18 protein-coding genes are annotated in these 15,471 nt (G+C 70.8%); 9 read left to right on the forward strand and 9 right to left on the reverse strand.

Annotated elements, in window-relative coordinates:
- The 3 genes from ACTWQJ_RS28485 to ACTWQJ_RS28495 form a co-directional block, all read right to left on the reverse strand.
- Positions 1-1,042, reverse strand: a 1,042-nt coding sequence (locus ACTWQJ_RS28485) for a serine/threonine-protein kinase (RefSeq protein WP_443309403.1), incomplete at its 3' end; no start/stop codon positions are given.
- Between the two features lie 107 nt (positions 1,043-1,149).
- Positions 1,150-1,608, reverse strand: coding sequence for a MarR family winged helix-turn-helix transcriptional regulator (locus ACTWQJ_RS28490; RefSeq protein WP_443309404.1), 459 nt, complete (start codon positions 1,606-1,608; stop codon positions 1,150-1,152).
- Complete coding sequence (locus ACTWQJ_RS28495) at positions 1,605-2,216, reverse strand: type 1 glutamine amidotransferase family protein (protein WP_443309405.1); 612 nt, start codon at positions 2,214-2,216, stop codon at positions 1,605-1,607. Before ACTWQJ_RS28495 ends, ACTWQJ_RS28490 begins: the two co-directional genes overlap by 4 nt.
- A gap of 165 nt (positions 2,217-2,381) precedes the next feature.
- On the opposite strand from ACTWQJ_RS28495, the gene ACTWQJ_RS28500 reads away from it, so the two are divergent.
- From ACTWQJ_RS28500 to ACTWQJ_RS28510, 3 genes are all read left to right on the forward strand, one after another.
- Positions 2,382-3,737 carry an aspartate aminotransferase family protein gene (locus ACTWQJ_RS28500; RefSeq protein WP_443309406.1) on the forward strand — a complete coding sequence of 452 codons (1,356 nt, stop codon included), beginning with the start codon at positions 2,382-2,384 and terminating at the stop codon, positions 3,735-3,737.
- A gap of 99 nt (positions 3,738-3,836) precedes the next feature.
- Entirely contained in the window at positions 3,837-4,538 is a 702-nt protein-coding gene (locus ACTWQJ_RS28505) for a GntR family transcriptional regulator (RefSeq protein ID WP_443309407.1), read from the forward strand.
- 108 nt (positions 4,539-4,646) lie between these two features.
- Complete coding sequence (locus tag ACTWQJ_RS28510; RefSeq protein WP_224739906.1) at positions 4,647-5,297, forward strand: hypothetical protein; 651 nt, start codon at positions 4,647-4,649, stop codon at positions 5,295-5,297.
- A gap of 68 nt (positions 5,298-5,365) precedes the next feature.
- On the opposite strand, the gene ACTWQJ_RS28515 is transcribed toward ACTWQJ_RS28510, so the two are convergent.
- Complete coding sequence (locus ACTWQJ_RS28515) at positions 5,366-5,635, reverse strand: hypothetical protein (protein WP_443309408.1); 270 nt, start codon at positions 5,633-5,635, stop codon at positions 5,366-5,368.
- A 509-nt stretch (positions 5,636-6,144) separates the two neighbouring features.
- On the opposite strand from ACTWQJ_RS28515, the gene ACTWQJ_RS28520 reads away from it, so the two are divergent.
- A complete protein-coding gene (locus ACTWQJ_RS28520; RefSeq protein ID WP_443309409.1) occupies positions 6,145-6,411 on the forward strand; it encodes a DUF397 domain-containing protein in 267 nt (88 codons plus the stop codon).
- A gap of 90 nt (positions 6,412-6,501) precedes the next feature.
- A complete protein-coding gene (locus ACTWQJ_RS28525) occupies positions 6,502-7,125 on the forward strand; it encodes a TetR/AcrR family transcriptional regulator (protein WP_443309410.1) in 624 nt (207 codons plus the stop codon).
- A 62-nt stretch (positions 7,126-7,187) separates the two neighbouring features.
- On the opposite strand, the gene ACTWQJ_RS28530 is transcribed toward ACTWQJ_RS28525, so the two are convergent.
- Entirely contained in the window at positions 7,188-8,471 is a 1,284-nt protein-coding gene (locus tag ACTWQJ_RS28530; RefSeq protein ID WP_443309411.1) for an adenylosuccinate synthase, read from the reverse strand.
- 187 nt (positions 8,472-8,658) lie between these two features.
- Here ACTWQJ_RS28530 and ACTWQJ_RS28535 point away from each other — a divergent pair, with 187 nt between their 5' ends.
- Positions 8,659-9,519, forward strand: a complete 861-nt coding sequence (locus tag ACTWQJ_RS28535; protein ID WP_443309412.1) for a diacylglycerol kinase — start codon at positions 8,659-8,661, stop codon at positions 9,517-9,519.
- A gap of 75 nt (positions 9,520-9,594) precedes the next feature.
- Here the strand turns inward: ACTWQJ_RS28535 and ACTWQJ_RS28540 are convergent, their stop codons facing one another.
- On the reverse strand, positions 9,595-10,089 hold the full coding sequence (locus ACTWQJ_RS28540; protein ID WP_443309413.1) for a GbsR/MarR family transcriptional regulator: 495 nt from the start codon (positions 10,087-10,089) through the stop codon (positions 9,595-9,597).
- Positions 10,090-10,162: 73 nt separating this feature from the next.
- On the opposite strand from ACTWQJ_RS28540, the gene ACTWQJ_RS28545 reads away from it, so the two are divergent.
- The 3 genes from ACTWQJ_RS28545 to ACTWQJ_RS28555 are packed head-to-tail and all read left to right on the forward strand — an operon-like array spanning position 10,163 to position 12,951.
- On the forward strand, positions 10,163-11,071 hold the full coding sequence (locus ACTWQJ_RS28545) for an ABC transporter ATP-binding protein (protein WP_443309414.1): 909 nt from the start codon (positions 10,163-10,165) through the stop codon (positions 11,069-11,071).
- Positions 11,068-12,675 carry an ABC transporter permease gene (locus ACTWQJ_RS28550; protein WP_443309415.1) on the forward strand — a complete coding sequence of 536 codons (1,608 nt, stop codon included), beginning with the start codon at positions 11,068-11,070 and terminating at the stop codon, positions 12,673-12,675. Before ACTWQJ_RS28545 ends, ACTWQJ_RS28550 begins: the two co-directional genes overlap by 4 nt.
- A gap of 42 nt (positions 12,676-12,717) precedes the next feature.
- A complete protein-coding gene (locus ACTWQJ_RS28555) occupies positions 12,718-12,951 on the forward strand; it encodes a hypothetical protein (protein ID WP_443309416.1) in 234 nt (77 codons plus the stop codon).
- Here ACTWQJ_RS28555 and ACTWQJ_RS28560 read toward each other — a convergent pair.
- The 3 genes from ACTWQJ_RS28560 to ACTWQJ_RS28570 all read right to left on the reverse strand — a co-directional run.
- Complete coding sequence (locus ACTWQJ_RS28560; RefSeq protein ID WP_443309417.1) at positions 12,926-14,143, reverse strand: cytochrome P450; 1,218 nt, start codon at positions 14,141-14,143, stop codon at positions 12,926-12,928. The two genes, ACTWQJ_RS28555 and ACTWQJ_RS28560, sit on opposite strands and share 26 nt — an antisense overlap.
- Before the next feature lie 61 nt (positions 14,144-14,204).
- Entirely contained in the window at positions 14,205-14,870 is a 666-nt protein-coding gene (locus ACTWQJ_RS28565) for a response regulator (protein WP_443309418.1), read from the reverse strand.
- A partial coding sequence (locus ACTWQJ_RS28570) for a sensor histidine kinase (protein WP_443309419.1) occupies positions 14,867-15,471 on the reverse strand: 605 nt, incomplete at its 5' end. The genes ACTWQJ_RS28565 and ACTWQJ_RS28570, both read right to left, overlap by 4 nt.

The raw sequence follows: 15,471 nt of genomic DNA on the forward strand, positions 1-15,471 counted from the left end.
TTGGGAGGCGGTCGAGGGGTGGGGTTGGGGCGGGGGTTGTCGGCGGGGCGGACTCGTCCGCGGCGGGGGCGTGTTCGGGTGTGGCGTCCGGGCCGCGGCCCGTTCCCTCGGCGCCGGGCGCCTCGGGGTTCTCCGTCTCCAGCAACCGCACCGCGTGCCGCCCGAGTTGGGCCACCAGGCCGCCGGGCAGCCACGGGTCCCGGGAACGCCCGCCGGTGACGGTGTCCTCCGCTCCCGTGCGTTCCAGGATGCCGTCCAGCGTGGGCCGGGCGGCGGGGTCCTTCTTCAGGCAGTGGCGCACGAGGTCGGCGATCCCCTCGGGCACGCCCTCCAGGTCGGGTTCCTCCTGGGCGATGCGGAACATCAGGGCGTGCACCCCGCTGTCGGCGCCGCCGAAGGGCAGGTTGCCGGTGGCGGCGTAGGCCAGCACCGAGCCCAGGCAGAACACGTCGCATGCGGGCGTGATGCGGTCGCCGCGCACCTGCTCGGGCGCCATGAAGCCGGGCGAGCCGATGAGCGCGCCGGTCCGGGTCAGACCCCCGTCGGTCACCGTCTCCAGTGCCCGCGCGATCCCGAAGTCGATGACCCGTGGGCCGTCGATGGTCACGAGCACGTTGGAGGGCTTCAGGTCCCGGTGGACGATCCCGGCGGCGTGGATGTCCTTCAGCGCGTGCGCGAGCCCGGCCGCGAGGATCCGTACCGACCGCTCGGGCAGCGCCCCGTGGTCGCGCCCCACGACCTGCTGGAGGCTCGGCCCGGCGACATATCCGGTGGCCACCCATGGAACGGCCGCGTCGGTGTCGGCGTCGAGCACGGGCGCGGTCCAGTGCCCGCCGACCTGCCGGGCGGACTGCACCTCCTGCCGGAACCGGGCGCGGAACTCCTCCTGCGCGGCCAGTTCCGCCCGGACCAGCTTGACGGCGACGGTCCGGCCGCGGTCCGACCGGGCGAGGTACACGTGCCCCATTCCGCCGGCGCCGAGCCGCGCCAGCAGCCGGTACGCGCCGATCCGCGGCGGGTCCCCAGGCCCCAGTTTCTCCATGGCCGCGCCCACCCCTCCCCCAAGTGCACGCAAGTACACGCCCAGTGCGACGGACCGAGAATAGTGCGGGTCAGGAGGTTGCGGACGGCGCGGTCTGCACGGTTCCTCTACGGTTCCGTAACGGGCGGGCCCACCTGTTCCAGCGCCTCGGACAGCCGTTCCAGCACCCGTACCGCCTCGGCGAGCCCGTCGTCCCCGAGGGCCTCGGCGAGCCGGTCGGCGTAGGCGGCGTGCCCCGGGCCGATCCGGTGGACGGCGGCCAGCCCGTCGGCCGTCGGCGCGAGGAGCTTGGCGCGGCGGTGGGCGGGGTTGGGCCGGTACTCGGCCAGGCCACGCTCGACCAGCAGATCGGCGATGCGCTGCACGCTCTGCCGAGTGATGCCCATGGCGCGGGCGATCCCGGCCACCGGCAGCGGTTCCCGCAGCACCGCGCCCAGCACCTGCCACCAGGCCGCCGTCAGACCGGCGGGTCGCGCCAACTCCTCGGCCACGGCGAGGAATCGACCGTTCAGCCGGAACGCCCCGAGCGCGCTGCGGCTGAACAGATCCTGTCGCTCCCGGCTCACTGCCCGCCCGCCTGCTCGAGTACGGCGTACGCCTCCGCGTCGGAGTCGTGGAACAGCCGGTACCAGGCGTCGAGCACCTCGCCCTCGTACACCCCGAGCAGCCGGAAGATCTCCCGGGCGAAGGCGACGGGCTCGGTCGGACCGGCGGTGATCAGCTTGCCGTCGGTGACGGCATCGGCGTCGACGTACCGCTCGCCGCCGCCGTAGCCGGTGGCCGCGAGGTAGAAGGACACGGCACTGGTGTGGGCACGGTCGTCGAGCAGCCCCTCGCGGGCGAGCCCGGCGGTGGCCCCGCAGATCGCGGCTACGGGCACCCCGGCGTCGAGAAACTCCCGCGCCTTGCGGGCGAAGGGCGCAAGGTCGTCGCCAGTGTCCCAGAGGTCGCCGCCCGGGAGGATCAGCAGGGAGCTGTCCTCGGGGCGTACGTCGTCCAGGGGCAGGTCGGGCTGGATGCGCAGTCCGCCGATGCTGGTGACCGAGTCGATGGACGGGCCGACCGTGCGGATCTCGTACCCGGCGCGGGCGAGGTACGCCGTCGCGTGGCCGGTCTCCCAGTCGGCGAGGGTGTCGTACACAGCATGGTGGACGGGCTTGCGGTCTGCGTTCATGACTCCTCCGAGGGTCGTTCCGCCAATGACAGAATCCTGTCAGCTAGACAGCATGCTGTCAATGTGTCGGCCTCCCACCCCGTCGACAACCTGTCGCGGAAACCCCCGTCCCACAGACAGGACGCCGATATCGCGTCCCTGTCGCGGACATCTACCCTCGGCCGCATGACCCCTCAGCCAAACCCCGAGGTCGGCGCCGCCGTGAAGGCCGCGGACCGTGCGCATGTCTTCCACTCCTGGTCCGCGCAGGAACTCATCGACCCGCTCGCCGTCGCCGGCGCGGAGGGGTCGTACTTCTGGGACTACGACGGCAGGCGCTACCTCGACTTCACCAGCGGGCTCGTCTACACGAACATCGGCTACCAGCACCCGAAGGTCGTCGCCGCGATCCAGGAACAGGCCGCCACCCTGTCCACGTTCGCGCCCGCCTTCGCCATCGAGGCCCGCTCCGAGGCGGCCCGGCTGATCGCCGAACGCACCCCAGGCGACCTGGACAAGATCTTCTTCACCAACGGCGGTGCCGACGCCGTCGAGCACGCGGTGCGCATGGCCCGGCTGCACACGGGCCGCCCGAAGGCGCTCTCCGCCTACCGCTCGTACCACGGCGGCACCCAGCAGGCCGTGAACATCACCGGCGACCCGCGCCGCTGGGCCTCCGACAGCGCCACGGCCGGCGTCGTGCACTTCTGGGCACCCTTCCTCTACCGCTCCCGCTTCTACGCCGAGACCGAGGAGCAGGAGTGCGAGCGGGCGCTGGAGCACCTGGAGACGACGATCGCCTTCGAAGGGCCGTCGACCATCGCCGCGATCATCCTGGAGACGATCCCGGGGACGGCGGGGATCATGGTTCCGCCGCCGGGATATCTCGCCGGGGTGCGTGAGATATGCGACAAGTACGGCATCGTCTTCGTCCTGGACGAGGTCATGGCCGGGTTCGGGCGGACCGGCGAATGGTTCGCGGCGGACCTGTTCGACGTCGTACCGGACCTGATGACCTTCGCGAAGGGCGTGAACTCCGGATACGTACCGCTGGGCGGCGTCGCCATCTCCGGGAAGATCGCGGAGACGTTCGGGAAGCGGCCGTACCCCGGCGGGCTGACGTACTCCGGCCACCCGCTGGCCTGCGCCGCCGCCGTCGCCACGATCAACGTGATGGCCGAGGAGGGCGTGGTGGAGAACGCCTCCCGCCTGGGCGCCGAGGTCCTTCAGCCGGCGCTGCGGGAGCTGGCCGAGCGGCACGCCTGCGTGGGCGAGGTACGCGGCGTGGGCATGTTCTGGGCCCTCGACCTGGTGAAGAGCAAGGAGACGCGCGAACCACTGGTGCCGTACAACGCGGCCGGTGACGCGAACGCGCCGATGGCGGCGTTCGCGGCAGCGGCGAAGGCGGGCGGGGTGTGGCCGTTCGTGAACATGAACCGCACCCATGTCGTGCCGCCGTGCAACGTGACCGAGGCGGAGCTGAAGGAAGGGCTGGCGGCGCTGGACGCCGCCCTGTCGGTGGCTGACGAGTACACGGCATAACCGCGGCCCGGCATCCGAACGCGTAAGGTGGCGTGCTCGTAGACATGCTCGTAGACATGTACGAGCACGCACCCGCGCAGCGAGAGGAAGCCCCCGACCATGCCCGGCACCAGCGGCAACGGCGCCGTGACCCGTAGCACCCTGCGGCAGCAGATCGCGGACGCGCTGCGGGACGAGGTGTTGTCCGGGCGGCTGCAGCCGGGGCAGGCGTTCACGGTGAAAGAGATCGCCGAGCAGTACGGCGTCTCCGCGACACCGGTACGCGAGGCGCTGGTCGATCTGTCCGCGCAGGGCCTGCTGGAGGCCGACCAGCACCGGGGCTTCCGGGTCCGCGAGTACTCCGTCCGCGACTTCCGCGGCCTCGTCGAGGCCCGCTGCCTGGTGATCGACGGCATGTTCCACGCCCTCGACGAGGGCCGCAAGGAGTTCCGGGATCTCGCGGACCCGCGAACCGCGGCCGCGTTCGCGGGCGTACGCCGCCGCGGTGAGGAGGCGCAGCGTGCTGCGAACGCCGGCGACCTCACCGTCCTCATCGGCTACGACCTGCGTTTCTGGCGCGAGCTCAGCGGACTGTTCGGCAACCCCTACCTCGTGGACTTCCTGCACCGGCTGCGCGTGCAGTCCTGGGTGTGCGCGGTGCAGCATCTGCGCCGGGTGACCGATCTGCGCGGCCACCTATGGGCGGACCACACCGAACTGGTCGACGCCCTGGTGCGTCGCGACACAGTCGCCGCCCGCTCGATCATCGCCGCCCACAACGCACACTCCCTCGCCCTGGTCGAGAGCCTCACCGCGAGCTGAGCGGGTATGGGACCTGCACAGGTGGGGACCCGTGCGGCCCTCACGCATTACGCTGCCCTGACCACCGTGCTGTGTCGTTCGTGCTACGCGCTTGCGAGGAGCCCTCTTTTGGCCTGTGACCTGTGGCTGGTACCGCTCGTCGACGTGTTGTGCCACACCCCCGACAACCCGTTCGCCGAGGAACTCGCGCAATACAACAAGGTGCTCGCCGAGGCCGGGCTGCCGCCGGTGCCGGTGTACCAGTACATGCCGGGACTGTCCGGGGAGGTCGCCCCGGTGGCCGGCTTCGACTACGACGCCCTGCACTTTCTGCGCCGCGCCTACCTGCTCCAGGTCTGCGGGCTGCCGGTGACACCGGTGGACGAGCTCGGCGGCGACTACGAACAGCTCCTGGAGATGTTCGAGACGACAGCCCAGCAGTCACATCTCGTCTGGCACTACGACCACGCCGGGGCGTACGTCCCCGTCGACTTCCCGCACCCGCTCTCCGACGACGAACTCCTCGCGGGTGGCGGCCCGTTGGGCTCCTCGCAGTCACTGCTGCGGGAGCTGGAGTTCGTGGCCCCGTCGATCGGCATCGACCCGGCCAACCCTCCGGCCGCGCCCCAACCCCCTCTGACCCCCACGGAGTTGGAGGAACCAGCGGTCCCCGCCCCGTACGACCCCAGCCCCTTCGCCCGTGAACGCCACGTCTGGCTGGGCCTGCACGCGGCGGCTACGCGGAGTCTGGCGCAGGGTTCGATGATCGTGTTCAGCTGAGGTCTGTTTGCGATTTTCCGGCCGGGGAGGACGCGGGCGCTCCGGCGCCCTCCCCGCCAGAACCGCCGTCAGTTCTGCTCGACGATGCGGATGGTGCGGACGCCCGTGCCGCGGTAGCGGGTCGGTGTCCTCGTCAGGACGGGACGACCGTGCGGCCACTCGACGGTGGGCAGGGCGAGGTGCAGCACGTGAGCGCCGCTCCAGTCCGGCTCGTCCTTGCCGTAGGCGCCGTCGTCCCCGGCGGCAGCGGTTCGCAGGCGCTTGCCCACGGCGGTCGCCGCCGCGAAGTCGAGCCCCTCGATGTTGACGGACAGCAACGCGCCGAGGTGCTCGGCCACGCCCGCCCGCTCCCGCTCGACGGCGGGGAGGGAGGTTCTTGTTCCCCGGTCTTTTCCCCGAAGGGGGAGCGCCCGACGGGGTGGATTCCGACTCGCCGGAGGCCAGGTTCTGGGCTTCCCCGGAATCACCCGTTGGTGGCTCGTCCTCGTACGGAGTGTCGAACACCTCGTAGACGGTGGTGAGTTGGCCCGTCTCTCGGTCCTTGCGCACCACCCGCCGCAGATACCGGGATTCCTCCAGCTCATGCAATGCGGCGGCGATCCGGGCACGTCCCTCCTTGCGCTGTTCGGCGAGGGTCCGGATGGTGGCGCGGGCGCCGTTCGGGAGGCTCAACAGGTACGTCAGTACGCCTACCGCGCACCAGGAGATGCTCCGGTCGCGGAGAAGAGCGTTGGAGAAGACGGAAAAGGCGCGCGTGGGCGTCGTACGATGAATGCGCATCTGGAGAGTTGGCTCCGGGTGTCGAGCCCCCGGGTGTTGGCGCACCGCGGGGCGTTCTCGTGTGGGCGTGACTCCATGGGCACGCAGAGCGACGAGCGCAAGCTGGAACTGGCTTTCCCCGGGCGGGAGTTCCCTTGATTCACTCGCCTACGCCTGGCGCAAGCCGTCGTACAACGACAGCGGCGGCGCCGACTGCGTCGAGGTCGCCGCCTGTCCGCATGCCACTGTCATACACATCCGCGACTCCAAGAAGCCCGACGGGCCCAGGCTCGCTGTCGGGGGCGCGGCCTGGTTGGCCTTTCTTGGGCTGCCGGGCGCCTCCGGCGACGTATAGCCTCAAAAAAGATGTGTCACATTCCCCGAAACCGTCACATCTTTTCCCACACCCCCTCCCTCCCCCTGACCCCCGGACGACTCCTCAGGCATGAGTGGATACCTCAACGTAAAGGCGCCACCCGGAGTGGGTGCGGTGTACCGGGCGGCGCTGGACGCGCTGGCGCAGTACGGGCCCCGGCGTACCGGGATGACGCAGATCGCGCGCCTCGCCGACACCAACCGGCCGTACCTCTACCGGAACTGGGCCAGCTGTCAGCGGCTGCTCCAGGAGGCCACCCGGCACGAACTGAGGCGCGTCCTGGACGTGGCGTGCGAGGTCGCGGATCCCCTGCCGTCGCCGTGCGCCGAGGTGCGTCTCGTGGTGTGCGCGGCGCGCCTGCTGCGGGAACACCCCGTCGTCGGCACCATGGCCCGGACCGATCCGGCGCTGGTCCACACCGCGATCCTGCGGCCGGACTCCGCATGGCACACCCTGGCCTGGTCCTGGCTGTGCGACCACGTGACCGGGCAGCTCGTGGCGGCGGCCGACCGGGACACCGTGACGCTGACCGTCCTGACCACCGCCCTCCCCTACGCCCTGACTCCGCCCGCGAATCCATCGGATCCGGCCGAACGCACCGCGATCGACGCCCGCCTGAGCACGGTCCTGCATGCCTGCCTCACCACGGAACCCGCCCTGCGCAGCTCCCATGTGTGCGACCCATCACGCTGAGCAGACGGCAAGAGGGGCACCCGGTCAGGTGCCCCTCATGGCATTGAGCTGCCGGTCGGCCGTCAGATGAACGAGTTGATCTCGATCGTCTCGTCCCGCCCCGGCCCCACGCCGATCGCGGAGATCGGGGCGCCGGACATCTCCTCCAGCGCCTTGACGTAGTTCTGCGCGTTCTTCGGGAGGTCGGCGAAGGTCTTTGCCTTCGAGATGTCCTCCGACCAGCCGGGGAGCATCTCGTAGACCGGCTTGGCGTGGTGGAAGTCGGACTGGGAGTACGGGAGCTCGTCGACGCGCTGCCCGTCGATCTCGTACGCCACGCAGACCGGGATCTGCTCCCAGCCCGTGAGGACGTCCAGCTTCGTCAGGAAGAAGTCGGTCAGGCCGTTGACCCGGGTCGCGTACCGCGCGATGACCGCGTCGAACCAGCCGCACCGGCGGTCGCGGCCGGTCGTCACGCCCCGCTCGCCGCCGATGCGGCGCAGCGCCTCGCCATCCTCGTCGAAGAGCTCCGTCGGGAACGGGCCCGCGCCGACTCGGGTCGTGTAGGCCTTCAGGATGCCGATGACGCGGCTGATCTTCGTGGGACCGACCCCTGCGCCCGTGCACGCGCCGCCCGCGGTCGGGTTCGACGACGTCACGAAGGGGTACGTGCCGTGGTCGATGTCCAGGAGCGTGCCCTGGCCGCCCTCGAAGAGGACGACCTTGTTCTCCTCCAAGGCCTGGTTGAGGATCAGGACCGTGTCGGCGACGTACGGCTTGATCTGCTCCGCGTAGCCCAGCAGCTCCTCGACGACCTGCTCGACGGCGATCGCGCGGCGGTTGTAGAGCTTGGTGAGGATCTGGTTCTTGACGTCGAGGGCGGCTTCGACCTTCTGCTGGAGGATCGACTCGTCGTACAGGTCCTGGACCCGGATGCCGACACGGTTGATCTTGTCCGCGTAGGTCGGACCGATGCCGCGGCCGGTCGTCCCGATCTTGCGCTTGCCGAGGAAGCGCTCCGTCACCTTGTCAACGGTGACGTTGTATGGCGTGATGATGTGCGCGTTGCCGCTGATCAGGAGCTTGGACGTGTCGACGCCGCGCTCGTTCAGCCCGCTCAGCTCGGAGAGCAGGACCGAGGGGTCGACGACGACGCCGTTGCCGATGACCGGCGTGCAGCCGGGGGACAGGATTCCGGAAGGGAGCAGGTGGAGGGCATACTTCTGGTCACCCACGACCACCGTGTGGCCGGCGTTGTTACCACCCTGATAACGCACCACGTAGTCGACGGATCCGCCGAGCAGGTCCGTGGCCTTTCCCTTGCCTTCGTCACCCCACTGAGCACCGAGCAGCACAAGTGCGGGCACGCGCGTACACCCCTTCCGGGCGGGGCATGTCCAAGGTCAGGGGCGTACGCGGCACGGCCTGTGCCTCGTACACCGGCGACCTTCGTCGGCCGCAACCTGTCGGACCGGATGCCCCGGAATAGACGAAGCCCCTGGCGCAATAGCGCAAGGGGCTCTTGCACAAAGATGCTACCCGAGGAAGCGAGGCATGACCGAGGTGGCGACTTTCGCGATGTCCGATCAGCTGCTGGTGGTGATCGATCCGGTCGCCCGGAGGACGGACGGGGAGTCCGTGCGGATCGCGAAAGACGTGCTCAGCGCGGGTGCGGCGACGAAAGTGTGCCTGCCGGACGGGCCCGACGAATTCGCCCGGGCACTGGCTCGACGGGGGTCGCGACGGCCGGTGGTCGTGGGCGACGACCGCGCGCTGATGCGGGCCGTGTCGCTGCTGCACCGGCAGCGGGAGCTGGCCGAATGCGTGCTGTCGGTGGTGCCTGTCGGGGGCGCGCTGTCGCTGGCCGGATCCCTCGGGGTGCCGACGGGAGCGGTGGCCGCGGCCCGGGCGGTGCTGGACGGGGTGGAGCGGCGGCTGGATCTGCTCGTGGACGACAGTGACGGGGTGGTGCTGGGCGCGCTGCGGATCCCGCCGCTGCGGGACCCTGCCGCGCCGGCCGGGGCCACCGCGGTGGCGCCGGGTGCCGGGCGGCCATGGCTGCGGACGTGTCAGTCGCTCGTACGGACGCTGGTGCCGGCGCGGGGCGCGCCCGCTGCCGGGTCCGGGCCGTCCCGACTGCGGGTCGAGGTCGACGGGGAGATGCTGGTGGACCTCGACCAGCCGGTGGAGGGGGTGTCGGTGACGCCGGGGGCCGCCGGTGTGGCCGAGGTGGAGGTGCGGCCGGTTTCGGTGGGGGCGGAGGCTTCGCCGCTGCGGGCGGTGGGGCGGACGGTGACCGTGTCCGGCGCGCACTTCCGGTACCGGGCGGATGCAGCGGTGTCGGGGCCGGTACGGACGCGGACGTGGACGGTTCGGGAGGGGGCTTGGGGGCTTACGGTGCCGGCGGCCCCTTGATGCGGACCCACCGCAACTCGGAGTGGCGGCTCGTGTGCGGTTCGGAGCCGATCTCCGCAGACCCAGCGACGGACGTCACTTGCCGAAGGTCTTCTCCCGGTGTGCCCGCCATCGCTCCATCATGGCCGCGATCTCGCCCTCGATGAACTCGAAGAAGGCGAGCGTCTCGGCCATGCGGCGCCCTGCCGGGGTGTCGGCGCCGAGGCTGGCGACGCCCTCGCGCAGAGCCCCCTCCCAGCGCTTGATGACGGCTTCGCGGTTGGTCAGGGCCTCGTACCACTGGTCGCCGTGCACCCGGTAGCGCTCCCGGCGCGAGCCGGGCTCCCGCTCGCGCGACACCATGTGCGTCTGGGCCAGGTAGCGCACCGCGCCGGAGACCGCGGCAGGGCTGATCCGGAGCTGTTCGCTCAGTTCGGCGGAGGTCATCACGCCTTGGTCGGAGGAGAGCAGCGCGGCGAAGACCCGGGCGGCCATGCGCTGCATCCCGGCCTCGACGAGCTGCGCCGCGAAGGACTCCACGAACTTCGACACGGCCTCCGCGTCCCGTCCGACCTCCACTGATTCCGTCATGCGCTCATCCTATCGGGGATTTATACGCTTCCTTAACTTCACAATTTTCTGAAAGAAGCGTACGTTCTGAAGCATGACGAAGGCAATCACCGTCTCCGGACTGCACAAGTCGTTCGGCAAGACCCATGCGCTCGACGGCCTCGACCTGGACGTCGAGACCGGTGAGGTCCACGGCTTCCTCGGCCCCAACGGCGCCGGCAAGTCCACCACCATCCGCGTCCTGCTCGGCCTGCTGCGCGCCGACGCGGGCGCCGCCCAGGTGCTCGGCCGCGATCCCTGGACGGACGCGGTGGAGGTGCACCGCCGCATCGCCTACGTCCCCGGCGACGTCACCCTGTGGCGCAACCTCTCCGGCGGCGAGGTCATCGACCTGTACGGCCGTCTGCGCGGAGGCCTGGACAAGCGGCGCCGCACGGAACTCGTCGAGCGGTTCGAGCTGGACCCGACGAAGAAGGGCCGGACGTACTCCAAGGGCAACCGCCAGAAGGTCGCCCTCGTCGCCGCGTTCGCCTCGGACGTGGACCTGCTGATCCTCGACGAGCCGACCTCGGGCCTGGACCCGCTGATGGAGGAGGTCTTCCAGCGCTGTGTCGAGGAGGAGCGCGAGCGCGGCCGTACGATCCTGCTCTCCTCGCACATCCTCAGCGAGGTCGAGGAACTCTGCGACCGGGTCAGCATCATCCGCAAGGGGCGCACGGTGGAGACCGGTTCGCTCGCCGACCTGCGCCACCTGACGCGGACCAGCGTGACCGCCGAGCTGGCCGGACCGCCCAACGGGCTCTCCCGCCTGCCCGGCGTGCACGACCTCGGCATCCAGGACCGGCACGTCCGCCTCCAGGTCGACACGGACAAGCTGAACGACGTACTGAGGTCGCTGAGCGAGTCCGGCGTACGGTCCCTGACGTCGACGCCGCCCACCCTGGAGGAGCTGTTCCTGCGGCACTACCAGGACGAGATCGGTGACGAGGTGGCTGCGCGATGACCGCCGCGACCTTCGCCGTACGGGCCGGTGGCTCACGCCAACTGGCCGGTACCGGCACGCTGTTGCGCTTCGCGCTGCGCCGCGACCGGGCCATGATCCCGATCTGGGTCGGCGTCAACGCGCTCATGGTGCTGTCCATGCCGAACACGCTCAAGAGCCTGTACGGCACCGCCGCCGAACGCGCCGACCTGCTGCAGCAGATGGAGACCAACGCCTCGCTGCGCGCCATGCTCGGCCCGGTCTTCGGCGACTCGTTCGGCGCGCTGACCGCCTGGCGGATCGGTGTGTACGCAGGTCTGCTCGCCGCCGTGATGAGCCTGCTCATCGTCGTACGGCACACCCGCGACGAGGAGGAGAGCGGTCGGCAGGAGATGATCTCCTCGGCCATGGTGGGCCGGCGCGCCCCGCTGACCGCGGCGCTGCTCGCGGCGGCGGTCGCCAATGCGGTGCTCGCGCTGCTGATCGCCGGGGGTCTGGCCGGTCAGGGAGCCTCGGGGGCACTGGCCTTCGGGCTCGGCATCGCCGGCGTCGGGATGGTGTTCGCGACGATGGCCGCGATCGTCGCCCAGTTCACGGAGAGCGCGCGACTGGCACGCGGGCTGACGGCCGCGGTGCTCGGCGCCGCGTTCGTGCTGCGCGCGGCGGGCGACTCGGCGACGGACGACGGTTCGTCCCTCCTGACCTGGCTGTCGCCGATCGGCTGGCTGGAGAACCTGCGGCCCTTCGCGAACGAACGGTGGTGGGTGCTGCTGCTGTTCGCGGCCGCCGCGGTCATCCAGGGGGCGGCGGCCTACGAGCTCGCCGGGCGCCGCGACGTCGGTATGAGCTTCCTGCCGAGCCGCCCGGGGCCGGCGGACGGCCGGCTGGGTACCGCCGGGGCACTGGCCTGGCGGTTGCAGCGAGGCAGCGTGCTCGGCTGGAGCATCGGCTTCCTGCTCGCCGGGATCGTCTACGGCGCGATGACCGAGGGCGCGGCCGACCTGGTCGGCGACAACGAGCAGGCCCGCGAGATCCTGCAGCGCATGGGCGGTGAGTCGGCCTTCACGGACACCTTCCTGGCGTCGATGGTCGGCATGCTCGGACTGGTCGCCGCCCTGTACATCGTCGCCTCCGTCCTGCGGCTGCACGGCGAGGAGACGTCCGGACGGGCGGAACCGGTGCTGGCGGGTGCGGTCGGGCGGCTGCGCTGGGCCTCAGGCCACCTGGTGATCGCCTTCGGCGGCACCGTGCTGATCATGCTGCTCGCCGGGCTCGGCCTCGCCGCCGGGTACGGCAAGGAGTTCTGGCCGATCCTGGGCGCCTGTCTGATCCAGCTGCCGGCGATCTGGGTGATCGGCGGGCTCGCGGTGCTGCTCTACGGGGTGTCACCCCGGCTGGCCCTGGCCGCCTGGGGTGTTGCCGGGGCGGTGCTGCTCATCGGGTGGATCGGGCCCGCGCTGGATGTTCCGCAGGCGGTGCTGGACGTGTCGCCGTTCGGGCATCTGCCCAAGCTGCCGGGCGGGGAGATGGAGTGGGGCGCGGTGTCCGTCCTGACCGGGATCGCAGGGGTGCTGGTGGCCGGTGGGCTGGCGGGACTACGGCGGCGGGACGTGACCAGCAGCTGACCGTGGGAACCTTCGGGCGGCCTGTGCGCGTCCCTCCCGGGCATGGGGGAACGTACGCAGGCCGCTCTGGGGTGTCTGACCGTGGCCGCCGGGGCCGGTGCGGGGCTCGCCGTGTGGGCGGTCGGTGTGCGGGAGCGGCTGTGGCGGTTCGAGCAGAGCCCGGACTGGAAGGTCCTCTACGCCGAACTGCCGCTCGCGGTCCTCGGCGGGATCGCGGTCGGCCTCGCCGTCTGGGCCCTGGTCCAGCGCGTCAGGTCGCGACGCTCAGCCCGTTGAGCCCCCTGATCACGAAGTTCGGCTTGCGCTCCGGCTCCGCCGCCAGGGTGAGCGTCGGGGCCTTCTCCAGCAGGGCCCGCATCGAGGCCGCCAGCTCGATACGGGCCAACGGGGCGCCGATGCAGTAGTGGATACCGGCGCTGAAGGAGATGTGCGGGTTGTCGTTGCGGGTGAGGTCGAGGCGTTCGGGGTTCTGGAAGACCTCGGGGTCGTGGTTGGCGGAACCGAAGAGCATGGCGATCTCCGCGCCGCGCGGGATCACCGTGCCGTCGATCTCGATCTCGTCCAGCACCCAGCGTTCGAAGAGCTGGAGCGGGGTGTCGTAGCGCATCAGCTCCTCGACCGCCGACGGGATCAGGGAGTGGTCCGCACGCAGGGCGGCCAGCTGGTCCGGGCTGCGGAAGAGGGCCCACCAGCCGTTGACCGTGGCGTTCACCGTGGCCTCGTGGCCCGCGTTCAGGAGGAGGACGGCCGTCGAGATCATCTCCTGCTCGGTGAGGCGGTCACCCTCGTCGTGCGCCGCGATCAGGCCGGAGATGAGGTCCTCGCCGGGTTCCTTGCGGCGCTGGGCGATCAGCTCCCTCAGGTACTGCGAGAACTCGACCGACGCCCGCACCGCCTTCGTCGCCGCCTCCTCGGACGGGTTCAGCTCGTACATCCCGCAGATGTCCGCCGACCAGGGGCGCAGCGGGGGGCGGTCGGACTCCGGGATGCCGAGCATCTCGGCGATCACCGCCACCGGCAGCGGCTCCGCCACATCCGTCAGCAGGTCCCCGCCGCCCGCCTCGACCAGACGGGCGACCAGGTCGCCGGCCAGGCCGTCCACATACGGCTTCAGCCGCTCGACCGTGCGCGGTGTGAACGCCTTCGACACCAGGCGCCGGATCCGCGTGTGGTCCGGCGGCTCCAGGTCCAGCATTCCGTGGTCGTTGAGCGTGTGGAACGGCTCGTGCTCCGGCGGGGGCGGCGTGCGCCCGAAGTCCTCGTGACTGAACCGGTGCTGGTACGTCCGGCCCAGGCGCCGGTCGCGCAGCAGCGCCGAGACGTCCGCGTGGTGCGGGACCAGCCACTGGTCGGTGGGCTCGAAGTAGAGCACGCGGCCACGAGCCCGCAGCTCCGCGTAGGCGGGGTAGGGGTCGGCGACGAACGCCGGGTCCCACGGGTCGAAGGCGAGGTCAAAAGCAGCTGCCATGAACGGACGCTAGCCCGGGACCCCGCCGTCTGACCAGGGTGTCCGACAGCCGGGCGTTCGCTCAGCCCGGCGTCACCAGCCGCGCCTCGTACGCGAACACCGCCGCCTGCGTACGGTCCCTGAGGCCCAGCTTCACCAGGATCCGGCTGACGTGGGTCTTGATCGTCGACTCGGCGACCACCAGCCGCCCGGCTATCTCCGCGTTCGACAGGCCCTGCGCGATCAGCACCAGCACCTCCGTCTCCCGCTCGGTCAGATCCCCGTACGCCGCGTGTGCGGAGGACATCGTGCGCGGGGCATCGGACAGCTTCGAGAACTCCGTGATCAGCCGCTTGGTGACAGAGGGCGCAAGGAGGGCCTCCCCGGCCGCCACCACCCTTACTCCGTCGGCGAGTTGGCGTGCCGAGGCGTCCTTCAACAGGAAGCCGGAGGCTCCCGCGCGCAGCGCCTGATACACGTACTCGTCGAGGTCGAAGGTGGTCAGTACCAGCACCTTCGCCGAACCGTCCGCGGCGACGATCTCCCGGGTCGCCTCGATGCCGTTCAGTTCCGGCATCCGAATGTCCATCAGCACGACGTCGGGGGCGAGTTCCCGCACCCGCTCCACCGCCTCGCGCCCGTTGACGGCCTCGCCGACGACCTCGATGTCCGGCATCGCGTTCAACAGGACCGAGAAGCCCTCGCGGACCATCATCTGGTCGTCCGCGATCAGTACGCGGATGCTCATGCGTCACCTTCACTCGGGCTGGTCACCGGCAGGAACACCGCCACCTCATAGCCTCCGTCGTCCGTCCGGCCCGCCGTCATCTCGCCGTTCAGCATGGAGACGCGCTCCCGCATACCCGTGATGCCATGCCCGGCACCCGGCGAGGGCTTGACCAGGGCCGGGGCGGGCGGCGGGCCGTTGACTATGCGCAGGCCCAGACCGCCCAGAACGTAGCCGATCTCGACGCGGGCGTCCGCACCGGGCGCGTGCCGCAAGGTGTTGCTCAGAGCCTCCTGGACTATTCGGTACGCCGACAGCTCCACGCCCTGCGGGAGTTCGCGCACCGCTCCGGTCACCGCCTTCTCGACGCTCAGTCCCGCATCCCGCACATTCGCCAGCAGCGCGTCCAGGTCGGCGAGCGTGGGCTGCGGGGCGTCGGGCGCCTCGTAGTCCTCGGCGCGGACGACGCCCAGGACGCGGCGCAGTTCGGTGAGGGCCGCCACCGCGTTCTCCCGGATGGTGGCGAAGGCCCGCTCCAGCTCCGGCGGCGGGTTCTCCACCCGGTAGGGCGCGGCCTCCGCCTGGATGGCGACGACCGACATGTGGTGGGCGACGACGTCGT

This window comes from Streptomyces sp. KR55 (genome assembly GCF_052245645.1).
Taxonomy (GTDB): domain Bacteria; phylum Actinomycetota; class Actinomycetes; order Streptomycetales; family Streptomycetaceae; genus Streptomyces; species Streptomyces flavusporus.

Excerpts from the sequence above, each read along its gene's own strand:
- ACTWQJ_RS28495 (WP_443309405.1), bottom strand. The coding sequence starts at position 2,216 with ATGAACGCAGACCGCAAGCCCGTCCACCATGCTGTGTACGACACCCTC.
- ACTWQJ_RS28500 (WP_443309406.1), top strand. The coding sequence starts at position 2,382 with ATGACCCCTCAGCCAAACCCCGAGGTCGGCGCCGCCGTGAAGGCCGCG.
- ACTWQJ_RS28505 (WP_443309407.1), top strand. The coding sequence starts at position 3,837 with ATGCCCGGCACCAGCGGCAACGGCGCCGTGACCCGTAGCACCCTGCGG.
- ACTWQJ_RS28525 (WP_443309410.1), top strand. The coding sequence starts at position 6,502 with ATGAGTGGATACCTCAACGTAAAGGCGCCACCCGGAGTGGGTGCGGTG.
- ACTWQJ_RS28535 (WP_443309412.1), top strand. The coding sequence starts at position 8,659 with ATGACCGAGGTGGCGACTTTCGCGATGTCCGATCAGCTGCTGGTGGTG.
- ACTWQJ_RS28540 (WP_443309413.1), bottom strand. The coding sequence starts at position 10,089 with ATGACGGAATCAGTGGAGGTCGGACGGGACGCGGAGGCCGTGTCGAAG.
- ACTWQJ_RS28545 (WP_443309414.1), top strand. The coding sequence starts at position 10,163 with ATGACGAAGGCAATCACCGTCTCCGGACTGCACAAGTCGTTCGGCAAG.
- ACTWQJ_RS28550 (WP_443309415.1), top strand. The coding sequence starts at position 11,068 with ATGACCGCCGCGACCTTCGCCGTACGGGCCGGTGGCTCACGCCAACTG.
- ACTWQJ_RS28555 (WP_443309416.1), top strand. The coding sequence starts at position 12,718 with ATGGGGGAACGTACGCAGGCCGCTCTGGGGTGTCTGACCGTGGCCGCC.
- ACTWQJ_RS28560 (WP_443309417.1), bottom strand. The coding sequence starts at position 14,143 with ATGGCAGCTGCTTTTGACCTCGCCTTCGACCCGTGGGACCCGGCGTTC.
- ACTWQJ_RS28565 (WP_443309418.1), bottom strand. The coding sequence starts at position 14,870 with ATGAGCATCCGCGTACTGATCGCGGACGACCAGATGATGGTCCGCGAG.